Raw genomic sequence first — 20,997 nt, 5'->3', positions numbered from 1 at the left:
TTATGAAACGTGTTAGTGTTTTTTGCGGTTCTAGCCCTGGAGCTTCTACCATTTATACAGATGAAGCAGTGCAACTTGGTACACAATTAGCTAAGGAAGGGATAACCTTAGTTTACGGTGGGGCAAGAGTAGGCATTATGGGCACAGTAGCTAATGCAGCTATACAAGCAGGTGGCGATGTAATTGGCGTAATTCCAAAGATGTTAATGACACGTGAAATTGCTCATACTGAATTAACAGAACTAATTGTTGTTAATACAATGCACGAACGTAAGGCTAAAATGGAAGAGTTATCTGATGGTTTTATCGCCCTGCCAGGTGGTCCAGGAACAATGGAAGAGTTTTTCGAAGTATATACTTGGGCTCAGCTAGGTGAGCATCATAAACCAATTGGCATGTTAAATAGTAACAATTATTATGATAAACTGCTTACTTTTTTTGATCATATGATCGAAGAACAATTCTTAAAGCCAGAATATCATTCAATGATTATGGTCGAAAAAGAACCACAAGTGCTAATTGAAAAATTCAGAACTTACGAACCACCTAAGCTGACAAAATGGATTAACCGTGAAGAAACGTAACAGAGAAGCAACAACCTTCTCTGTTTTTTTATTGGAATTCAAACCTATTCTCCTCTCTAATAGAACTTGTTAGTCACCTCTATTGTGTTTAATACTATTAAATATGGGAAGAAGATAAAATATAATTCCAATTATTCTACGGGAAATAATTTGTCTAATATTGACGAGGAAATCATAAATAAAATTTTATTTTATGCGATTTTAATACCATGAAATGAATGTCATATAAGGATTTATTCATGATTGTCCAATGAAAATTATTTACTTGTTTGAATATCGTAACAAATTTGATAAACACTACATATATAGAGGTGAATGAAATGAATCGTGGGATATGGACAGCTCTTTCAGGTATTGGAATAGCTCAGGGTTTGAAGATTTTCACAAATAAGAAGGTAAATGGTGTTTGGGACTGGAGACCAATCTTTACAACTGGTGGAATGCCAAGTTCTCACTCTGCAGGAGTATCAGCCTTAGCAACCTATGTCGCATCAAAAAAAGGTTGGAATTCAACCGACACTGCTCTAGCAGTTATCTTTGGAATTATTGTCATGTATGATGCACAAGGGATTCGAAGACATACAGGTGAAATTGCTAAAATTGTAAATGATCTAGATGCAGATATCGAAGTACTCTCAGGCCATATGCCAGGTTTGTTTCATGTTAAACAAGAAAAAGAATTAAATGAGCTTCTAGGTCACCAGCCTGCTGAAGTAGCAGGAGGAGCTTTATTGGGCATATTAATTGGTCTTTTTAGTTCGATGACAGAGAATAGAAAATGAGGGTGACTAAAAAGGCCACCCTCTTCCAGATTAATCTCTTTTCACACAAGCCTCTAAGATAGAAAATCTTATTTGATTGTAATCTGGCTAGTACACTTTTGGTTTTACTAATTTACTAGTAGTTTGAATGCTTGATAACCAAAGTACAGACCAAAACCAATTAAAGATAGGCCAGATATAACTGAAATTGTGATAAGTAGTTGATTCGTTAAAAACCTTCGAAACGTACTCGCAACACACGCCATTGTAAAATCCCAAATCAGTAGCCCTATTATTATTGCAGAGCTATAAAGAATTAATTGATTTGTACTGTAAGCCGCGACTGCATTTGCTAAAACAGAACCATAAATCCCCAACCAAAACATGATGGTAAGTGGATTAGCTAAAGACATTAAAAAGCCTGACATAAATGATCGCGAATATGTGACTTTTGCTTTTTGGTTTTGTATCGTTATTTTCCCTGCTCCTAGCAGACTTTCTATCCCTGTGTATACTAAAACAAAAAAACCAAATATCCATAAAAAAGATTTGATAAAGGGTATTTCAAGAAAGTTTACTAAACCTAAATAAACTAATAGCATATAGAAAAGATCAGCAAATGTTGCTCCTAATCCTACTAACCAGGCATTAAAAAAGCCCCCTTTAATTCCTCTATCTAACTGAGCTGCGTTTACTGGACCAATCGGTGCCGCTAAAGATAAGCCCAAAAAGATGTAACTAAAAATGACGTTCATTCCATTTCCTCCAGAATAACAACAAGTATTTATAGCGCTTGTACAATATTATTCATAAAGGAGGATTTTATCACCATTTTCGAACAAAAGCGCAAGCGCCTTGAACAGCCCCGACAAGCATAAGATGATTTAGAATAGAAGGCGTTCTTTGCCTTCAATTCTAAATCATCTTATGACCTCGAGGGGCTAGGCGCTGGAGCTGGATGTTGTGCGCTTATCCACAGTTTAAGAATTTTATAATTTCCTGGTAAACGACTAACAAAAGCAAAAATCATTAATCCTATATAATTCTCATAAAATTAAAAGTAGCCCTAACGGATAAACTACACCATTACCATTAATGGACTTTTACTAATTTAATATGTTCAATATGATGCTTCCCATGCCAAGAGTAAAGAGCCAAGGTTGTGGCTAGTGATATATGGGTTTTCATACCTGGATGATAAAAGGTTTTTTCAAAGTCAGTAGAAGACATAGATCGTAGTAGGTATGCCCATCGTTTATGAAGAGATTCTAAAAGCAGAAGGGATATTTCTATTTGTAATTGTGTAGAGTCTGACAACGTGGCCCATGCTGTTTCATCATATGCTTTTATTGTCGGTTTATCCTCTGTTAGCGCAAGCTTAAAACGAATATAACTATTCATATGACTATCAGCAAGATGATGTACGACTTGTCTTAGAGTCCATCCACCTGAGCGATATGAGGTATCAATTAACTGCTGTGAAATACCATCAAGTGCAAATTTCAAGAGGGCAGGCGTTTCTTCAATGTCTAAAATCCATTGATTGATATCATCTTCAGTTACTTTTTTAGGGACAATAAACTCACCGATCGGATATTGCAGGCTTTTTCTCATCCATACTCTCTCCCTATTTTGTTTTGTTACATCCTAATTTGATTATATTTCCATATGTTCTTTTTAACAAGAATAAGCCCAACCTTTTTTAATAATCAGAAAGCTTTATGAATGGAAGTGAAATTATGGTATAGTATGGTCAGTTTATTTACTAATATTAGTACATAGTCAAACTTGTTAAACAGAGGTGAGTGTATTGAGATCTATTGTACTTGGGGTTTGTTCATCTTTCTTCTTTGCGTTTACATTTGTGTTAAATCGTTCAATGGAACTCTCAGGGGGAAGTTGGTTATGGAGTGCTTCGTTACGGTACTTTTTCATGCTTCCTTTTTTATTTTTCATTGTAATCTGGAGAAAAAAGTGGATAGCACTTTGGGAAGAAATGAAAAGAAATCCATCCCAATGGCTGCTATGGGGTACAATTGGCTTCGGTTTATTTTATGCTCCAATTTGCTTTGCTGGCGCATATGGACCAGGATGGCTCATAGCTGCAACGTGGCAGATCACGATCCTATCGGGTTCACTCCTTGTTCCCTTGTTTTATGAAGAAATAAAAACAACTAATGGTTCTATAAAAGTAAGAGGGCAAATTCCATTTAAAGGGTTATGTATGTCACTTATCATTATTATTGGTGTTGGTGTCATGCAATATGAACATGCAACTCAATTATCAATAAAGCCTGTGCTTTTAAGTATTATACCAGTGATCATCGCATCGTTTGCATATCCACTAGGTAATCGCAAAATGATGGCACTTTGTGAAGGTAGACTAGATGTATTTCAACGTGTTCTTGGAATGACTTTAGGCAGCTTACCTTTTTGGATTACCCTATCTATTTTTGCACTGTCAACAACTGGGCTTCCTTCCAAAACTCAAACTGTTCAATCGTTTCTCGTCGCAATATGTTCAGGGTTAATTGCAACTCTACTATTTTTCCAAGCTACAAATTTAGTTCAACATAATATGGCAAAGCTCGCAGCTGTAGAAGCAACGCAATCTATTCAAGTTCTTTTTGCATTATTTGGTGAAATTCTTTTTCTAAGTGCACCACTTCCTACACCTATTTCTTTAATAGGGATGGTTTTAGTTGTTGGAGGAATGGTTTTACATAGCTATGTATCGAGAACTGATCAATTAGAAGTCACACCTAGTGATACTTCTAAACAGTTTTCCTAAATTAAGTTCACTACATTTTGAGTATTTTCCCATGTTAAGTGTTTACATTTTTGTGGATAAACACGTGTAAATGTTAATAAGTTGTGGATAACCTATACAGTTATCCACTTTTTATTTGTATTTTTAACTGTTTTATCGGTAATCAATTTTTTAATATGTTGATGAATTTGCTCCACAATGAGTGGTGCATCATGATCCATAGATGCAACGTGATAGGAATTTTGTAAGACAATCATTTTTTTCTCAGCTGTATTTACTTGATCAAAAATAAACTCTGAATTTGTTGGAGGTACAACGTGATCTGTTGCCGATTTAAAAATAACCGTTGGACTTGAGACACTAGAGACTTTTTTCTTTGTGTCATCCATTAAGTGTAAAAGCTGATGAATTGCCTTTAATGGAACTTTTTCATACGTTATTTCAAAAACAAAAGATTTATTGATATCTGGAGAACCCTCTTGAACATAGGCTGGCTTAACCTTGTTACAAAATTCCTTATAACAAACATCTGTTACAGCTGCATTAATTAGGAATATCCCATCCACGTTCTGGTTGTTTGCTGCCACTTGTAGTGTTAAGGCACCACCCATTGATTGGCCTACGATATACACCTTTTCACATTGTTTTTTCAAATGGTTATAGGCAGTTTGAAGACCGGATATCCAATCTTCATATGTGCTCGTTTCCATATCTAAATAATGTGTACCATGACCGTTCAAGCGAGGGATGGATACAGTGTAGCCATATTTAGTAAGTTGTTCTCCAATATATTGCATGCTTTGTGGCGTTCCATTAAACCCGTGGCAAAGCAACACACCAATTTCATTTCCTGAAAAAAATAAGCTTTCGGCACCTTCAATAACTGGATGTAATTCAACATTCATTTCTTGATCCTCCTTAAACAATGTCTCTATCTATTTTAATTTTATAATTCTTATATGTTTACTTGGTTTTATTATTTTACTCTATATTGATAGTTATAGCAATACTTACGAATTAGAAAAACACTATCTTAGAGCTTGTTACTCCATTGATAGTGTTTTTACTCCTTGTATATTAAGCTTTGTATAATGGATAGCCCGTAAACTTAAAGTCCTTACCGATCTTTTGAATGTCCATTTCAGCAAGGTCTATTGCATCAGCCATTTTTTCAATCCCTGTGCCTGCAAAAAAACCGGGTGATTGCTTTCCACCAATTAATTTAGGAGCTATATAGAGAACCAGTTTATCAACTAATTGTTCAGCCAAGAAGGATGCATTCACTTCACCGCCACCTTCGATTAGAACTGATGATACAGAGTGCTCTCCTAAAATTGTCAGCGTATCATGTAAATCAACGCGGCTCACACCACTTGTAATAAATACTTTACAACCTAGTTGTTCAAGCCTTTTCTTTGTATCTACTGAATATTGTTTTGAAGTAAAAATCCACGTTTGAGCTTTTTGATCTGTTACCACTTTAGAATCTAAAGGAATACGTAGCTTGCTATCTAAAATGATCCGGATTGGATTTCGACCATTTGGAATTCTTGTTGTTAATTCCGGGTCATCCTTAATCACTGTATGAACTCCTACCAGAATCCCTACATTCTCATGGCGTAGCTGATGAACATCTTTACGCGCATCCTCTGAGGTTATCCATTTGCTGTCCCATGTAGATGATGAAATCTTACCGTCTAGCGTCGTTGCTGATTTTAAAGTGATGAACGGCTGCTTTTTAACAATAAACTTATTAAATACTTCATTCATTTTTCTAGACTCTTCTTCACAAACCCCAACTAGGACTTCAATATTTGCATTCTTTAAAATTGAAATTCCACTTCCTGCTACTACGGGATTTGGATCTAATGTTGCAACAATTACTTTTTTTATTCCAGCCTTTACAATTGCCTCGGCACAAGGGCCAGTTCTCCCATGATGTGAACAAGGCTCAAGAGTTACATATATTGTCCCTCCCCTTGCCTGTTCTCCTGCCATCCGTAATGCATGAATTTCCGCATGAGGTTCTCCTGCCTTTAAATGAGCACCCACACCTACTATTCGGTTATGGTTGACGACAACCGCCCCTACAAGTGGATTTGGTTCAGTCTGACCCTTCATTGCCTTTGCATTATTTAGGCTTAAATTCATATAAAACTCATGTTCACTCAATCGGATAGCCTCCTCTAAAATGACCAGCTCTCTCCATTTTCGTTTCTAGATAATGTTTATTATACCTTGAAATATCTCCCCATAACGGAATTCGACCTGAAACGTTTGCACCTGAACTCTGCAAGGCCTTAAGTTTATTTGGGTTATTCGTTATTAATGTAACAGGTAATTGACGAAGTGTTTTTAATACTCTAATCGCTTCATCATAGTTTCTGGAGTCATCCACAAAACCTAGATGCTCATTCGCCTCAACAGTATCTAAGCCCTCTTCTTGCAGTAGGTACGCAAGTGCTTTACTGAATAATCCAATCCCTCTACCTTCATGATTAGCAAGATAGAAAAGTGCCCCAGCCCCATGCTCGGAAATCATTTTCATTGATTGTTTTAATTGGAAACCACAATCACATCTCTTACTACCAAAAATATCTCCAGTATGACAAATACTATGCATACGAATTAGTGCGTCTTCTGCGTACTCAAAGTCTCCGTAGACTAAAACACTTGATTGTTGGTTATTCGCTAAATTAGCCTCTGGCAGGCTTTTAATCAATTCTTCCACTTGATCCTCAGCTTGCACCCCTTCAATCATTTGAACATCTAACCAGCTATACCACTTAAAGAACACTGTCTCTCCATCCAATTGAACTGGGAGATTAATTGGTCCAACAATAAATGTAGACCTGTCACCATGAGTAACAATTTGTACCTTTTCCTTTATTTTGTTTAACGGGCTTTCTGTCGTTTTTTCGATGATCATAGTCCTTCCTCCTCTTACAATAAATATTTTAGCATCTATATGAAATCTCCAATAGCCTCTTAACTTACTTATTGTAAGTAAGTATATATTCGACAGTCAGATACGTCAAGTATTAGGGGTTCTCCTCTATTCCTTTTACCTAACACCTTTATTAAACTTAGCAGCTACTACCATTTGTGAATTGTGTTGTGAAAATGACTACTGCTAACCTTAATCGTCACTTTAGATGAGCTATTTATAAGGAAGATAATATTAAATCTGGATAATACAAGCTAGATTACTGTTTTTTCTTTACTTATTGGTTAAAATAGCTTTGAGGTGATAACAATGGAACAAGTAAAAACTCAAGATCAATTTCAAAAATTAATCTCTAGTAAGGAATCTGTAGTTATAAAATTTGTCACAGACTGGTGTCCTGATTGTAAACGAATGGATATGTTTCTTCCAACAGTATTTGAAGAAGTACAAAATGTTTCAATGTACGAAATCGACAAGGATGAGTTTCCGGAAATAGCCGAGAAATACGATGTGATGGGGATTCCAAGTCTTTTAGTGTTTAAAGATGGAGAAAAGCAAGCGCACCTACATAGCGCGAACGCAAAAACGCCTGAACAGGTAGTTGAATTTTTATCGGATTCTTTTAAATAACAGAAAAGAGCCTGACACACCATTTAATAATGTGAACAGGCTCTTTTACATTTGGAATTACCTTCAATTGAACTCTCCCAGTTTTACTTTCCCTAATATATAGTAAATATAGATCAATTCCTCTAATACTATTTAACTGTAAATTATTTAATTCTCATAAATATTTAGTTCTATCCTACTTGATTTGTATGTAAGATAAATAGAAGCACAAATTAAGGAGGAGATTATATGGGGACTAAGTTTTTCAAGATAGCTGTTGTTTATTTAGTCATTGGCGTATCCATCGGATACATTATGGGTATCACTCATAATTTCAGCTATACGTCTGTTCACGCTCATGTAAACCTACTTGGCTGGGCATCCATGGCACTATTCGGACTCATATATCATTTCTATCCTAAAGCAGGTGAAACAAAATTAGCGAAAACACATTTTTGGCTTCATAACATTGGAACTCCCTTTTTAACTGCTGGCGTGTTTTTGATTGTTTTCTTAGAGAATGACGCATTGACTGTGCTACCAATCATTGGTTCAAATCTTGTCTTAATAGGTATTATTTTATTTTTAATCAATGTCTTTCGTCATGTAAAAAAGGAAAACCTCTCTAGTTAGAACCGGCAAAAGCGTACGACTAAATCATAACTAAAAGGGTATGCATTGTTTTCGTGATGCATACCCTTTTAACTGTATTTTTATCATTCACCAGTAGGTAAACACTAGAGATTATACTCGAATAGCAAGGAAATCAGGATATAGACCACAAATCTTTTCTAGAAGTAGTTACTGCTTTAGCACCAGAAGCTAAAACACTATTAATCTCTTCCTTTTTAGTTATTAAACCCCCTGCAATAACTGAAATCCCTGTTTCTATATTGACCTTTTCAATGAGATGAGGAACACAGCCAGGCAAAACTTCTATGAAGTCAGGATGAACCCTTTCAGCTAATTTATAACTTGTTTCGATTGCAATCGTGTCTAATAAAAATAGGCGTTGAATTGATAGAATTCCATTTTTCTTTGCTGTTTTTAAGACACTACCTCTGGTTGAAATTAGCCCGTCAGGCTTTATTTTTTGACAAAGAAATTCTGAAGAATATTCATCATTTTTCAACCCTTGAATGAGATCAGCATGTAATAGAACTTTTTTACAATGACCTCTAGCATATCTCATGATGCTTTCTAATTGGGAAATATGAACTTCCAACATCACAATATACTCTATATTACTTGTTAAAACATTTTCAAAATCCTTCATTGATTTTATCGCTGGTAACACTTGTTGCCCATTAAAATCCATTTTGCCCCTCCTTTCCCTTACCTTAAGCATTTATTGCTTCAAGAAAAGATCCGGCTTTTTAATTAAAAGAAGTTCGCCATCAATAATGGGATGATTATTTAGAGGCTATATGCTTTGAATATACGGTTGCTCCTCATTATCAAGGGGAACGACTGCGTCATGAATGTATTTTTCTAAGTCCTCAAGATAACGAATTTCTTCTTCTTTTGACCAGCTTAGAAGAGTAGCCATATATCGACTAACTGGCTCTTTCCATTTTTGAACCCAATTAATATCAAATAATAGAGCGCTTGTTCTACGAATAAAAAAGTCACTTAATGTTGTAACCATCTCATGATGAATCCCATATAGAAGTGACGCGTAAACCTCTACTGATAAGTCAGATTCCGCAGCTTGATGACCACTTTGTCGGATAACATCGTACACGTAAGAAATATTAGAACCATATCGTTTCACTAACTTTTCCGCTTCATCCTTTGTTAAACCTAGCTTTATTCCTTCAGCTACTTTTTCTTGAATAAAACTTGAATAACCTGCCGAACCACCAACATTCCCTCCAGAAAGAGTAATACGGTCTGTAGAGCAATTCGGAAAACCTTTACTCTTCCCACTTATTTGCGACAACACTAGATTAACGACACTTTCAGCCATTTTTCGGTAGCCCGTTAGTTTTCCACCTGCAATTGTAATGAGTCCAGATTCAGATAAAAAGATCTCATCTTTTCTTGAGATTTCTGACGGATCTTTTCCTTCTTCATGGATCAACGGGCGAAGACCAACCCAACTTGATTCAACATCACCTGCTACCAAGTTTAGGTTAGGGAACATAAAATTTGAAGCCTCAAGAATATAATCTCGATCTTCTGCTGTCATTCGTGGGTGAACAATTGATCCTTTATAATTCGTATCTGTTGTTCCAACATATGTTTTTCCAGCTCGAGGAATGGCAAACATCATTCTCCCATCGTTAAAAGGTGTATCGAAGTATACAGCCTCTTTAAGTGGAAATTTAGATCCATCAATGACAAGGTGAACCCCCTTTGTTAAGTGTAAATACTTTCCTTTTTTAGATTGATCTTTCTCTCGTAACGTATCAACCCAAGGACCAGCTGCATTGACAATTTTCTTTGCATAAATCTTTTTCTTCTCACCCGATAATTGATCATTTATTTGCACACCTACTAGTTTTCCCTTTTCATAGATGAATTTTTCAGCCTTTGTATAATTTACGGCTAAAACCCCCCGATTAACAGCTTCTTTAATCACTTCTAGCGTTAAACGGGCATCATCTGTTCGATATTCAACATACACCCCAGACCCTTTTAGCCCTTCTTTTCGTAACAATGGCTCCCTTGAAAGGGTATCAGCACTATTTAACATTTTACGTTGCTCTGATCGTTTGACACCTGCTAAGAAATCATAAACTTTAAGCCCAATTGATGTTGAAAACTTACCAAATGTTCCATTCTCGATAATCGGAAGCATCATCCATACTGGTGTAGTAACATGTGGGGCATTTTCATAGACAATCGCACGCTCTTTCCCCACTTCTGCAACTAATTTCACTTCTAGCTGTTTTAAATAACGTAGACCTCCGTGTACAAGTTTTGTCGAACGGCTGGATGTTCCTGCCGCAAAATCCTGCATTTCAATTAAGCCTGTTCTTAGTCCACGTGATTGAGCGTCTAAAGCGATTCCTGTGCCAGTTATTCCCCCTCCAATGACTAGTAAATCTAACGGTTGCTTCTCCATCTCATTTAAATATGTTGATCGTTTTAAGCTAGAAAATTCGTTCATTTTTTTCCATCCTTTCCGTTAAAGGGCTTAAGAACGAATAAAAAGGGACCACAACATCAACTGTAACTAAATCATTTACAGTTTTGTTGTGGTCCCCTCAAATTCTCAGACCTTATCTATTAACTTGTATTTTGGCTATTTTTATAATATATACTTATTTTACATTATATCTATTTATTATCAATACTTTTCATGAAAATTGTTAAAACCAGAGGGTATATAGCCGATAAGCTCAATAAACATTCAACAGGGGATGAAAGCCTCTGTTGAATAAGTTTCACTGTTCCCTATTTTTATTTGGCTTAAATCCCATTGTAGCTTCAACAGCCCTCTTCCAACCACCATACAGTGAATTTCTTTGCTGTTCATCCATCGTTGGTTCATATGATTCTTCTACTTTCCACTGTTTAGAAATTTCTTCTCGATCCTTCCAAAAACCAACTGCAAGTCCTGCTAAATAGGCCGCTCCTAAAGCAGTCGTTTCATTAATTACAGGGCGTTCAACAGCTACATTTAAAATATCACTTTGAAAATTCATTAAGAAATTATTCTTTACAGCGCCACCATCTACACGTAGCTTCTTTAATTCGATACCAGAATCAGCTTCCATCGCCTTCAATACATCCTTTGTTTGATAAGCGAGTGATTCAAGTGTCGCGCGGACAAAATGTTCTTTCGATGTACCACGAGTTAAGCCAAATATGGCACCTCTTGCATCACTGTCCCAATACGGTGTACCTAAGCCAACAAATGCCGGTACGACATAAACACCATCAGTCGATTCGACCTTTGAAGCATACCCTTCACTTGCAGGTGCATCATCTATCATTCTTAAACCATCACGCAGCCACTGAATAGCTGATCCCGCTACAAAAATACTACCTTCTAATGCATACTCTACTTTGCCATCAATTCCCCATGCAATCGTTGTTAACAACCCATTTTCAGAAGGAACAGCTTTTTCCCCTGTGTTCATTAACATAAAGCAGCCTGTGCCATACGTATTTTTAGCCATTCCCTTTTCATAGCACGCTTGACCAAATAAAGCTGCATGCTGATCACCAGCCACTCCTGCTATCGGAACTGCTTCGCCAAAAAAGTGATAATCTACCGTCTCAGCATACACTTCTGAAGATGAACGCACATCTGGAAGCATAGATTTTGGTATGTCTAAAATTTCGAGCAACTCATCATCCCAAGCTAAATCATAAATATTATACATGAGAGTTCTTGAAGCATTTGTATAATCTGTTACATGCTCTTTCCCACCAGAGAGCTTCCAAATTAACCATGTATCAATTGTTCCAAAAAGTAATTTCCCTTGATTCGCCTTTTCTCTTGCCCCTTCAACATGATCAAGAATCCATTTAACCTTTGTTCCTGAGAAGTATGCATCAATTAACAAACCTGTTTTATTTCGAAATAGATCATTGTAGCCCTTTTCTATTAATTCTTCACAAATGTCTGCAGTTTGTCTTGATTGCCAAACAATTGCATTGTAAACTGGTCTACCTGTTTCACGATCCCATACGACCGCTGTTTCACGCTGATTTGTAATCCCGATACTAGCAATTTCATTTGCAGATACATTCGTTTTTGTAAGGACCTCTGCAATGACCGCTAAAATCGAACTCCAGATTTCCTGTGCATTGTGCTCAACCCAGCCTGGCTTAGGAAAATATTGTGTAAATTCTCTTTGTGCTGCATCGACAATTTCCCCATTTTTATTAAATAGAATTGCTCTAGAACTAGTTGTTCCTTGATCTAATGATAATATATATTTTTTTCCCATGATTAATCCTCCCTATAACTCTCTTTTTTTATTTATATATACTACTTCCTGTTTCCACATCTCTATTCCTTTATTTGCATGAGCTATTTTCCTATATAATCCTATAGCTTGATCCTTGGTCCGTTTCCCCTACAACAGTACCTAGATTATCCTTCATTCAAATGAGTAGAATTAGTATGCACTACTCGTTTAGTATTAGACACCCTAGCAATTAAAACGATAACGGCTAGTACACCTATTAGTATATATAATGCATTTATTGATCCACTAACAAATAGTGCTTGGTGAAACTGCGCACCTAACACACCACCTAAGATTGGCCCCACCACAGGAATCCAAGCATATTTCCAATTTGAAGTTCCCTTCCCCGCTATCGGTAATAAAAAATGGGCAATACGCGGACCTAAATCACGTGCTGGATTAATCGCATACCCTGTTGTCCCACCAAGTGAAAGACCAATAGCTGTTATGAAGAAACCAACAATTATTGGATTAAGCCCTTCTGTGAACTCATTTGCTCCAATTGACAATAAACCGAATACTAATATTGCTGTCCCTAAAACCTCACTTATTAAATTGGATGGAGTATGTGGGATAGCTGGATCTGTTGAAAATACCGCTAATTTTGCACCTTGATCTTCAGTTGCTTTCCAGTGGGGATAATAATACAACCATACGATTGTAGCTCCAATAAAAGCACCTATAATTTGAGCTGCAACATATGCTGGAACATCCGCCCAAGGGAATTCCCCAATTGAAGCAAACCCGATTGTAACTGCTGGATTTAAATGAGCACCACTTACACTTCCAACTGCGTATGCACCAAAAGCTACAGCAAAACCCCACCCCATGGTTATAACAATCCACCCTGAATTTTGTGCCTTTGATTTATTAAGTACGACGCCACCAACAACACCGCCACCAAATATAATTAGTATCATTGTACCAATAACTTCACCTAGAAAAGGTGACATAGAAAAGCCCCCTTGTTTTTTAAAATAGTTCTATTACCCACAAAAATCACATGCCCGAAGATAGTGGCTGAAAAAGTCAAAAAAAGACAGCTCATGTATTAAAAAAAGGCAATAATCTCCTTTTTAACACAATAAGCTGTCTCTCAATGACTCATCAGCACGTTTCTTAACTTGTAGTGTTATTATAGAGTAGAAACTTTACTTTGTAAACGCTCTTTTCATTGAATTTTTAAGATAGATAAAAAAATGTTTCTCTAATTTTCCAGCAAAACTTTTTTAAATTGTTGCCTTTTATTTTTCGAATCATTATATAATTTAGGTGACCATACTGGTGGTCACTAGCCAATCCAAGGAGTGTGAATAAATATGGCCAAATCAAAAGCAAGAAAAATTAGGGAGAAACAAGTTCGAGAAGGTAAATTGGATGTTACGATCAGACGTAATGATTGGGGCGGGTTTAACCCATACAATCGTCAGACAAAAACAAAAAAAGAAGCATTAACCCATATGCAAGGAAAGCACCGAAAGAACCATTCTCAAATTAATTATGATGAGAATGGTTCTTTTATTTGTAGATTAAATTGTATCCCAATTATTTAATAGCAGAACAAGTGATTAGAGGCATAGAAACGATAGCGATTATGACAGTATGACCTGTGGAAGTTGTATAGGACCCTAAAGCTAATTTCATCTTATTTTCTAGCACCTTTATTTGATTTCACATAATTATGAGAAAAGTACGTCCCAATCAATATCGCCTTAACTGATATCCAAATGTTGATACACTGTTGCATGAAACCTTCTCGAGATGATAGCTCGATGAACTCATATCCTAGTTCGATTACCTTATCCACGTATTAAATATTTAATCCCTCTTTAATTTTTAATCCCTCTCTAATGGATTTCAGTGTTACTTCATTAGACCATTCTGATTTATCAGGATAAGCGAATACTGAATTTGTTAAAATTCCGTCAAATTTCATTTCTCTTAATTTCCGATATAATGCTTCAAAGTTTACTTCCCCTTCACCAGGGTTCAAATGCTGGTGAATAGTTACGTTTGCATTAGGAGGATTAACAATATATCGTAATCCAAATGCTGCTTTATGATTAAGAGTATCAGCAATTAGAACATGAGCAAGTAAATCTCCCGCTTCTTCCAAATGTTTCTCTACATCGCCAACACCATCATCATAAAAGAAAGCATGTGCAACAGAATATACCAACTTGATCCAATCTTTATCTAGTGCACGAATCATTCTAATGGCTTCTGTATTCAACTCAATAAAATCGTTAGGATGCGATTGTAAATTAAGTTTAATACCCTCTTTTTCAAAAAGTGGCATTAGCTCTTCCATAGATTTAACAAAAGCAGCTTCACTTTCAACCGGACGGCTTTTGTCGCCAGCAAATTCGCTGTTCATTAAATCTACTCCTAATTCAGAAGTGATTTCAATACAACGCTTCCAATTCCGCACTGCAGCTTGACGTTCATCTTCAATGGGTGAAGACCATTGTTGAACTGGTAGTACAGAAGAGATTTTAACTCCGGCATCTAAACAATATCTTTTTAAATCTTTTATCAGCTGCTTATCAACCTTTGGATATTCATAAAACCAAATAAAATCTTTACGCGGTGAAAACTCTACATATTCATACCCTAATCTAGCAACTGCATCGATCGTATCTTTTAAATTTGTATTATCACGATAATGTGACGGATCATATGCTAAACGCAATTTAAACATCTCCTTTTTTCAATGTTCCTATTAAATTTACAAGTTATATATGGATTCAACTACTAATACTGCGATGCTCTTTAAGCGCAATAGCTTCTTTTCTACTCCAAGTAATAATTAAAATGCTGGCTATTAATCCTAATATACCAGTAAAGTAAAACCCTGAAGTAATTCCAAAACCTGAATTTAAAACACCTGCTATAAAAGGTCCTGAAAACATACCAAGTGCATATAACGCTTGATATACACCCATAGCAGTTGCTCTTTTTTTATGTGAAATTGATTCAATTGCTAATCCTAACAGGAGTGGAAATAGTATTCCGAGAGAAAATCCATTAAAGCCTTGAATGATCATTAGCAATCCTTTTGATTCCATAAAAGGTGTTATAAGCGTAAAAAATGCTGATGCAAGAAAAGCAATATTTAAGGACTTCCATTTACCTAACAGCGGTACAATAACTTTCCCCATAAATAGTGTCGCTATAGCATGTGGAATCATAAATGAAAACACAATCAAACTAATATCACTAGCGTGAATACCAATCTTTAAGGCATAGGCGGGAATGAAACCAAACATCGTAGTAAAAATAATACTGTGGGCCAAAATAGACAACAAAGAAACTTTTATAAGCATTGGTTCTTTTATGACCGATGTAAGGTCTTTAACTTTTACTGGCACGCTCGCATTCACTTCTTTGTTCTCATAAATAAAGAGAGAAAGTATGGCAGCCATAACACTAGTAATTCCACCTACCCAGAATGGAGCACGCCATCCCCATTCATTTACAATAATACCGCTTAGGCTCATACCGATGAGTTGCGCTAAAACAACAACAAAGGAAATGCTGCTCATTGCTCGATGAACTTCACGATCAACAAAATAACTAGAATATAATACAGTAAACACAACCCATGTTGCTGCTGCAATACCTGCGAGAGAACGGGCTATAAGTACCCATCCTAAGCTATCTGTTAATGCAAATACTAAACAACTAGTTGTACTTATCAGCATCCCTGCTACTATAAACGGCCTTCTTAATCTAAAAAGATCAGAATAAATCCCAATGGGAAGTCTAAATAAAAATTGCATAAGTCCATAGCTACTCAAAACAATTCCTATAAATATATATTTACCTCCCATCGTTTCTATATAAGGAGTCAAAATAGGAAGGTAAATAAAATGCGAGAACCAAAGCGCAAAAGAAACAATTAAAAAAATATATTTATCTTTAACAGAATAAAGAGAACTCAAATTATCACTCCATGTTTTCTTAAAAGAAAGGTACCAGGTTTTTAAGCCTAGGTACCTTCAGAGAAATTACCAACGAGCGGTTACCATTTTCTTGCGTGTATAGAACTCAACTCCATCTGTACCATTAGCATGAAGATCACCATAGAATGATTTTTTCCAGCCAGAGAATGGGAAGAATGCCATAGGAGCTGGAACTCCTAAATTAACGCCGAGCATACCTGCGTCGATATCTTCTCTGAACTTACGAACATTACTTCCGCTTGCTGTATAAATACATGCCCCGTTCGCAAAGTCTGATTCATTTGTTAAAGCAATCGCTTCATCAAGTGAATTTACTCGAACAACTGATAGTACTGGAGCAAAGATTTCTTCTTTCCAAATTGTCATTTCTGTTTTGACATGATCGAAAATCGTTGGTCCGACAAAATATCCATTACCAGCAGCTGCTGCAGCTTTACGTCCATCACGTACTAATGTAGCACCTTCTTTTTCACCAATTTCAATGTATTTTTCTGTTTTGTCCTTATGAGAATCACGAATGACAGGACCCAGGAATACACCTTCATCCATTCCATTCCCAATTGTAATGTTATCTACAGCTTCAACTAACTTCTCCATGAATGGTTCCGCTACTTCTCCAACAGTAACAACAACTGCTGCCGCCATACATCTTTCACCTGCTGATCCATAAGCTGCGCTGACAATTTGGTTAACAGCCCCATCTAGATCCGCATCAGGCATAACGATAGAGTGGTTTTTTGCTCCAGCTAGAGCTTGAACGCGCTTACCATAATTTGAAGCAGTTTTATACACATATTCAGCAACTGGCTGAGAACCTACAAATGAGATTGCTTTCACTTTAGGATGTTCAAGCAAGCCATTAACTACATCATGTGCACCATGTACAATGTTTAAAACACCTTCAGGTAGTCCAGCTTCTGTAAACAATTCAGCTAGGCGATTCGCGAGCAAAGGCGTACGCTCTGATGGCTTAAGCACAAACGTATTTCCACAAACAATTGCTAATGGGAACATCCAGCATGGTACCATCATCGGGAAGTTAAAAGGTGTGATTCCGCCTACTACTCCAACTGGATAGCGGTACATCCCAGACTCTACATTTGTCGCGATATCTGGAAGCTGTTTTCCCATCATTAGTGTAGGCGCTCCTGCTGCAAACTCAACACATTCAATCCCACGTAAAACTTCCCCGTATGCTTCGTTATAACTTTTTCCATTTTCAATTGTTACTAAGCGAGCAAGTTCGTCCCAATTTTCTACCAGTAATTGTTGGTATTTAAATAGAATACGTGCTCTGCGAGGAACTGCAGTTTTACTCCAAGTCTTGAATGCTTCTGATGCCACTTCTACCGCTCTATCTACATCTTCACGGCTTGAAAGAGGTACATGTGCTAGTGTTTCACCCGTTGCTGGATTTGGAACTACCTCTGTTTTTCCAGATGTTGATTCTACCCATTGACCACCGATATAGTTTTTTAGGTTTTGTACTGTCACTGTGTTTGACATAATAATGACTCCTCTCATTTTTTAATTTCTATTACTACATGCTACCCTCATTAATTCTGCCATTTATATAAGTTATTATTCTACTTAACTTATACAAATGACAACGAGGTAGATCATAACTCACGCAATACAATGTTTGACGATTTAATGAAATCGATTTCAGTTAAAAAGAATTTTTTTCTTACTTACAAGACCCATTTTATCTCATCAATTTACTTTTGTAAACGCTTTTTTATTATTTTTTCCTTTTATAACTTTTTAATTTTTTTTTTAGAATGTAGCAAGAAACCGAGATGAACCATACATTTTCTTAGTGGTTGATCATACAGTTTACAACCAAAATAGGGTTCATTTCAATTTGATGATTTACTAAAGTAAATGGTCTATTCCTTTTGATTCTCTAATTAATAAAGCAGAAATCGATTTCAATTAAAATTATGCGTTGATTCACTTTTAGTTCAATTAGTAAACGTCTATCAGCAATCGGATAGTATTATATGACCTCTAACGATTCTCTAACTTTTGATTCAGAACTACAGGACTCTCTAATGATTAATTCATCCTTCATGACAATCTTTTTCTTATGAATAGATTCCTTATTTATTAATTTAATCAGCATCTCCATTGCCTTCTTACCAATTTCGTATTTGGGTTGGTCTATTGTTGTTAAGTTAGGCTCATGGACAGATGACATTTTAATATTGTCAAAGCCCACCACCGCTAGATCCTTCGGAACATTCAAACCACTGTCTTTCACAGCCTTAATTGCTCCCATTGCCATATCATCGTTAAAGGCAAAAACCGCTGTTGGCGGGTTTTCGAGTGCTAATAATTTTAACATCTGATTATAGCCTGATTCAAAGCTAAAATCACCTTCCTGGATGTATGCTGAGTCGATATCTAAATCATGGCTCATCATCGCTTGTTGATACCCTCTCATTCGATCTCTGCTTAATATCACATTTATAGTACCTGTAATATGCGCAATTTTCGTATGACCAAGTTTAATTAAATGTTCGGTTGCTTTTCTTGCACTACTAATGTTATCAATTGATACAGTAGGAATATTTAAACCATCAATGTATTCACATGCAAGTACCATTGGAAAATGATTTGATATCTCCTCTAAGTTTGCTTTATTAAGTCTTGCTGTTAAAAGAACCATTCCGTCTGCTTGCTTTTGTAGCAATAAATTAATATACTCCTTTTCTCTTTCAATATCATTTTCAGTATCGCCTAATATAACCTGATATCCATGGTTAACAGCTACATGCTCGATCCCACGCAGTACTTTTGAAAAGAATGCACTTGTGATATCTGGAACAACAACTAGAATGATCTTTGTTTCCTTTGTTCTAAATTGTCTCGCAACAATATGGGGCTTGTAATTCACTTGATTAATGACATCCAAGACCTTTTGTCTTGTTTCAGTACTTACGAGCTCTGGATGAGAAAGGACTCTTGAAACTGTTGCTGGCGATACATTTGCTAATTTTGCCACATCACTCATTTTCATATTTTCATATCGCCCACCTTCATTAAATGTATACAAACAGCACTGTAAACGATTTCATTTATTGGCGCATTTTGTCTGCATCTATATACTAATATAAGAGTAACAAATATTATGTATCGTCATTATTAATTTTAATTGATACACAATTTATTGTAAACGATTACTTTTAAAAGGCCAAAAAAAAAAGGAATAAACCATGAGGCAGAAGAAACACATACTGCTTCAACATCTCATGGCCTACATTTTTGTTTGTTCCTTCAAATCAGGATTAGAGCCACAGGATTCCCTTATGATCAATTCATCCTTCATGACAAACTTTTTCTTATTTATAGATTCCCCATTTATTAATTTCAGCAATAACTCCATTGCCTTTTTGCCTATTTCATATTTAGGCTGGTTAATCGTGGTTAAATTAGGTTCTATTACAGATGACATTTTAACATTATCAAAGCCCACCACAGCTAAATCCTCTGGAGCTTTCAGACCACTATCCTTCGCAGCTTTAATTGCTCCCATGGCCATCTCATCATTAAAAGCAAAAACTGCAGTTGGTGGGTTTTCTAATGCTAATAATTTTAGTGTTTGATTATAACCTGATTCAAAACTAAAATCTCCTTCTTGAATGTATGCTGAGTCAATATCTAATTCATGGCTCATCATCGCTTGCTGATAACCCCTCATCCGATCTCGGCTCAATATAACATTAATTGGACCCGTAATATGTGCAATTTTCGTATGACCTAGCTTAATTAAATGTTCGGTCGCCTTTCTTGCACTACTAATATTATCTATTGATACTGTCGGAACATTTAATCCATCCATGTACTCACAAGCAAGCACCATTGGAAAATGTTCAGAAATCTCTTCTAGGTTAGTTTTATTAAGTCTAGCTGTTAAGAGAACCATCCCATCTGCTTGCTTTTGAAGCAATAAATTAATATATTCCTTTTCTCTTTCAATATCATTTTCTGTATCCCCTAAAATTACCTGATATCCATTGTTAACGGCTACATGTTCAATCCCACGCAGCACCTTTGAAAAGAAAGCGCTTGTGATATCTGGGACAACAACAAGGATAATTTTCGTTTCCTTCGTTCTAAATTGTCTCGCAACAATATGGGGTTTGTAATTGACTTCATTTATGACATCTAAGACCTTTTGTCTCGTTTCCTTACTCACTAATTCTGGATTACTAAGGACTCTAGATACTGTTGCAGGCGATACATTTGCTAATTTTGCCACATCGCTCATTTTCATAATCTTCTATTCACTCACCTTTACTAAAAAACGATGTAGTGGAAAGATAACAATCTAACCTGTAAAAAAAGTAAAACTAAATCGTTTTCATACCAATTATACTATTTTATAAGACTTTCGCAAAGCAAAGAGCTATCTTATTCATAAATAAGAT

Annotated in this window: 20 protein-coding genes; 6 read left to right on the top strand and 14 right to left on the bottom strand. The window is 36.1% G+C overall.

Annotated elements, in window-relative coordinates:
• Nucleotides 1-2 precede the first annotated feature (2 nt).
• Both HUW50_RS10475 and HUW50_RS10470 read left to right on the top strand, forming a co-directional pair.
• Nucleotides 3-584, top strand: coding sequence for an LOG family protein (locus HUW50_RS10475; RefSeq protein WP_066332230.1), 582 nt, complete (start codon nt 3-5; stop codon nt 582-584).
• 311 nt (nt 585-895) lie between these two features.
• Nucleotides 896-1,366 (top strand): divergent PAP2 family protein, encoded by a 471-nt coding sequence (locus HUW50_RS10470; protein WP_066332461.1) that lies wholly within the window; start codon nt 896-898, stop codon nt 1,364-1,366.
• Nucleotides 1,367-1,473: 107 nt separating this feature from the next.
• On the opposite strand, the gene HUW50_RS10465 is transcribed toward HUW50_RS10470, so the two are convergent.
• Entirely contained in the window at nt 1,474-2,100 is a 627-nt protein-coding gene (locus HUW50_RS10465) for a LysE family transporter (protein ID WP_066332231.1), read from the bottom strand.
• A gap of 337 nt (nt 2,101-2,437) precedes the next feature.
• Nucleotides 2,438-2,959 carry a YfiT family bacillithiol transferase gene (locus tag HUW50_RS10460; RefSeq protein ID WP_066332241.1) on the bottom strand — a complete coding sequence of 174 codons (522 nt, stop codon included), beginning with the start codon at nt 2,957-2,959 and terminating at the stop codon, nt 2,438-2,440.
• Between the two features lie 196 nt (nt 2,960-3,155).
• Here HUW50_RS10460 and HUW50_RS10455 point away from each other — a divergent pair, with 196 nt between their 5' ends.
• Nucleotides 3,156-4,136: a DMT family transporter gene (locus tag HUW50_RS10455; RefSeq protein ID WP_066332252.1), complete on the top strand. Its 981-nt coding sequence runs from the start codon at nt 3,156-3,158 to the stop codon at nt 4,134-4,136.
• Between the two features lie 92 nt (nt 4,137-4,228).
• On the opposite strand, the gene HUW50_RS10450 is transcribed toward HUW50_RS10455, so the two are convergent.
• From HUW50_RS10450 to HUW50_RS10440, 3 genes are all read right to left on the bottom strand, one after another.
• Complete coding sequence (locus HUW50_RS10450) at nt 4,229-5,020, bottom strand: alpha/beta hydrolase (RefSeq protein ID WP_185653891.1); 792 nt, start codon at nt 5,018-5,020, stop codon at nt 4,229-4,231.
• Nucleotides 5,021-5,192: 172 nt separating this feature from the next.
• Nucleotides 5,193-6,287 carry a bifunctional diaminohydroxyphosphoribosylaminopyrimidine deaminase/5-amino-6-(5-phosphoribosylamino)uracil reductase RibD gene (gene ribD / locus HUW50_RS10445; RefSeq protein WP_185653890.1) on the bottom strand — a complete coding sequence of 365 codons (1,095 nt, stop codon included), beginning with the start codon at nt 6,285-6,287 and terminating at the stop codon, nt 5,193-5,195.
• A complete protein-coding gene (locus tag HUW50_RS10440; RefSeq protein ID WP_066332263.1) occupies nt 6,280-7,044 on the bottom strand; it encodes a GTP cyclohydrolase II in 765 nt (254 codons plus the stop codon). Before HUW50_RS10440 ends, ribD begins: the two co-directional genes overlap by 8 nt.
• 327 nt (nt 7,045-7,371) lie before the next feature.
• On the opposite strand from HUW50_RS10440, the gene HUW50_RS10435 reads away from it, so the two are divergent.
• Together HUW50_RS10435 and HUW50_RS10430 are read left to right on the top strand one after the other, a co-directional pair.
• A complete protein-coding gene (locus tag HUW50_RS10435) occupies nt 7,372-7,692 on the top strand; it encodes a thioredoxin family protein (RefSeq protein WP_185653889.1) in 321 nt (106 codons plus the stop codon).
• Between the two features lie 228 nt (nt 7,693-7,920).
• Complete coding sequence (locus HUW50_RS10430) at nt 7,921-8,304, top strand: cytochrome-c oxidase (protein WP_185653888.1); 384 nt, start codon at nt 7,921-7,923, stop codon at nt 8,302-8,304.
• A gap of 133 nt (nt 8,305-8,437) precedes the next feature.
• On the opposite strand, the gene HUW50_RS10425 is transcribed toward HUW50_RS10430, so the two are convergent.
• The 4 genes from HUW50_RS10425 to HUW50_RS10410 all read right to left on the bottom strand — a co-directional run bounded on the left by HUW50_RS10425 (nt 8,438) and on the right by HUW50_RS10410 (nt 13,552).
• Nucleotides 8,438-8,989, bottom strand: coding sequence for a glycerol-3-phosphate responsive antiterminator (locus HUW50_RS10425; RefSeq protein WP_066332291.1), 552 nt, complete (start codon nt 8,987-8,989; stop codon nt 8,438-8,440).
• A gap of 105 nt (nt 8,990-9,094) precedes the next feature.
• Nucleotides 9,095-10,786, bottom strand: a complete 1,692-nt coding sequence (locus tag HUW50_RS10420) for a glycerol-3-phosphate dehydrogenase/oxidase (RefSeq protein ID WP_185653887.1) — start codon at nt 10,784-10,786, stop codon at nt 9,095-9,097.
• Between the two features lie 277 nt (nt 10,787-11,063).
• Nucleotides 11,064-12,578, bottom strand: coding sequence for a glycerol kinase GlpK (gene glpK / locus HUW50_RS10415; RefSeq protein WP_066332302.1), 1,515 nt, complete (start codon nt 12,576-12,578; stop codon nt 11,064-11,066).
• A gap of 146 nt (nt 12,579-12,724) precedes the next feature.
• Nucleotides 12,725-13,552 (bottom strand): MIP/aquaporin family protein, encoded by an 828-nt coding sequence (locus tag HUW50_RS10410; protein ID WP_185653886.1) that lies wholly within the window; start codon nt 13,550-13,552, stop codon nt 12,725-12,727.
• Between the two features lie 366 nt (nt 13,553-13,918).
• On the opposite strand from HUW50_RS10410, the gene HUW50_RS10405 reads away from it, so the two are divergent.
• Nucleotides 13,919-14,152 (top strand): hypothetical protein, encoded by a 234-nt coding sequence (locus tag HUW50_RS10405; RefSeq protein WP_066332324.1) that lies wholly within the window; start codon nt 13,919-13,921, stop codon nt 14,150-14,152.
• A 257-nt stretch (nt 14,153-14,409) separates the two neighbouring features.
• On the opposite strand, the gene HUW50_RS10400 is transcribed toward HUW50_RS10405, so the two are convergent.
• The 5 genes from HUW50_RS10400 to HUW50_RS10380 form a co-directional block, all read right to left on the bottom strand.
• Nucleotides 14,410-15,291 carry a sugar phosphate isomerase/epimerase family protein gene (locus HUW50_RS10400; RefSeq protein ID WP_066332334.1) on the bottom strand — a complete coding sequence of 294 codons (882 nt, stop codon included), beginning with the start codon at nt 15,289-15,291 and terminating at the stop codon, nt 14,410-14,412.
• Nucleotides 15,292-15,346: 55 nt separating this feature from the next.
• Nucleotides 15,347-16,543, bottom strand: a complete 1,197-nt coding sequence (locus tag HUW50_RS10395) for an MFS transporter (protein WP_066332337.1) — start codon at nt 16,541-16,543, stop codon at nt 15,347-15,349.
• A gap of 66 nt (nt 16,544-16,609) precedes the next feature.
• Nucleotides 16,610-18,070: a CoA-acylating methylmalonate-semialdehyde dehydrogenase gene (locus HUW50_RS10390; RefSeq protein ID WP_066332339.1), complete on the bottom strand. Its 1,461-nt coding sequence runs from the start codon at nt 18,068-18,070 to the stop codon at nt 16,610-16,612.
• 493 nt (nt 18,071-18,563) lie between these two features.
• Nucleotides 18,564-19,586 carry a LacI family DNA-binding transcriptional regulator gene (locus HUW50_RS10385; RefSeq protein ID WP_185653885.1) on the bottom strand — a complete coding sequence of 341 codons (1,023 nt, stop codon included), beginning with the start codon at nt 19,584-19,586 and terminating at the stop codon, nt 18,564-18,566.
• Between the two features lie 237 nt (nt 19,587-19,823).
• A complete protein-coding gene (locus HUW50_RS10380) occupies nt 19,824-20,846 on the bottom strand; it encodes a LacI family DNA-binding transcriptional regulator (RefSeq protein ID WP_157094385.1) in 1,023 nt (340 codons plus the stop codon).
• Nucleotides 20,847-20,997 lie beyond the last annotated feature (151 nt).

Origin of the sequence: Metabacillus sp. KUDC1714, from assembly GCF_014217835.1 — a bacterium.
Lineage (GTDB): Bacteria > Bacillota > Bacilli > Bacillales > Bacillaceae > Metabacillus > Metabacillus rhizosphaerae.
This window is presented reverse-complemented; position numbering and strand designations above follow the sequence as displayed.

Excerpts from the sequence above, each read along its gene's own strand:
- HUW50_RS10475 (WP_066332230.1), top strand. The coding sequence starts at position 3 with ATGAAACGTGTTAGTGTTTTTTGCGGTTCTAGCCCTGGAGCTTCTACC.
- HUW50_RS10465 (WP_066332231.1), bottom strand. The coding sequence starts at position 2,100 with ATGAACGTCATTTTTAGTTACATCTTTTTGGGCTTATCTTTAGCGGCA.
- HUW50_RS10460 (WP_066332241.1), bottom strand. The coding sequence starts at position 2,959 with ATGAGAAAAAGCCTGCAATATCCGATCGGTGAGTTTATTGTCCCTAAA.
- HUW50_RS10450 (WP_185653891.1), bottom strand. The coding sequence starts at position 5,020 with ATGAATGTTGAATTACATCCAGTTATTGAAGGTGCCGAAAGCTTATTT.
- HUW50_RS10440 (WP_066332263.1), bottom strand. The coding sequence starts at position 7,044 with ATGATCATCGAAAAAACGACAGAAAGCCCGTTAAACAAAATAAAGGAA.
- HUW50_RS10435 (WP_185653889.1), top strand. The coding sequence starts at position 7,372 with ATGGAACAAGTAAAAACTCAAGATCAATTTCAAAAATTAATCTCTAGT.
- HUW50_RS10430 (WP_185653888.1), top strand. The coding sequence starts at position 7,921 with ATGGGGACTAAGTTTTTCAAGATAGCTGTTGTTTATTTAGTCATTGGC.
- HUW50_RS10425 (WP_066332291.1), bottom strand. The coding sequence starts at position 8,989 with ATGGATTTTAATGGGCAACAAGTGTTACCAGCGATAAAATCAATGAAG.
- HUW50_RS10420 (WP_185653887.1), bottom strand. The coding sequence starts at position 10,786 with ATGAACGAATTTTCTAGCTTAAAACGATCAACATATTTAAATGAGATG.
- glpK (WP_066332302.1), bottom strand. The coding sequence starts at position 12,578 with ATGGGAAAAAAATATATATTATCATTAGATCAAGGAACAACTAGTTCT.
- HUW50_RS10410 (WP_185653886.1), bottom strand. The coding sequence starts at position 13,552 with ATGTCACCTTTTCTAGGTGAAGTTATTGGTACAATGATACTAATTATA.
- HUW50_RS10405 (WP_066332324.1), top strand. The coding sequence starts at position 13,919 with ATGGCCAAATCAAAAGCAAGAAAAATTAGGGAGAAACAAGTTCGAGAA.
- HUW50_RS10390 (WP_066332339.1), bottom strand. The coding sequence starts at position 18,070 with ATGTCAAACACAGTGACAGTACAAAACCTAAAAAACTATATCGGTGGT.
- HUW50_RS10385 (WP_185653885.1), bottom strand. The coding sequence starts at position 19,586 with ATGAAAATGAGTGATGTGGCAAAATTAGCAAATGTATCGCCAGCAACA.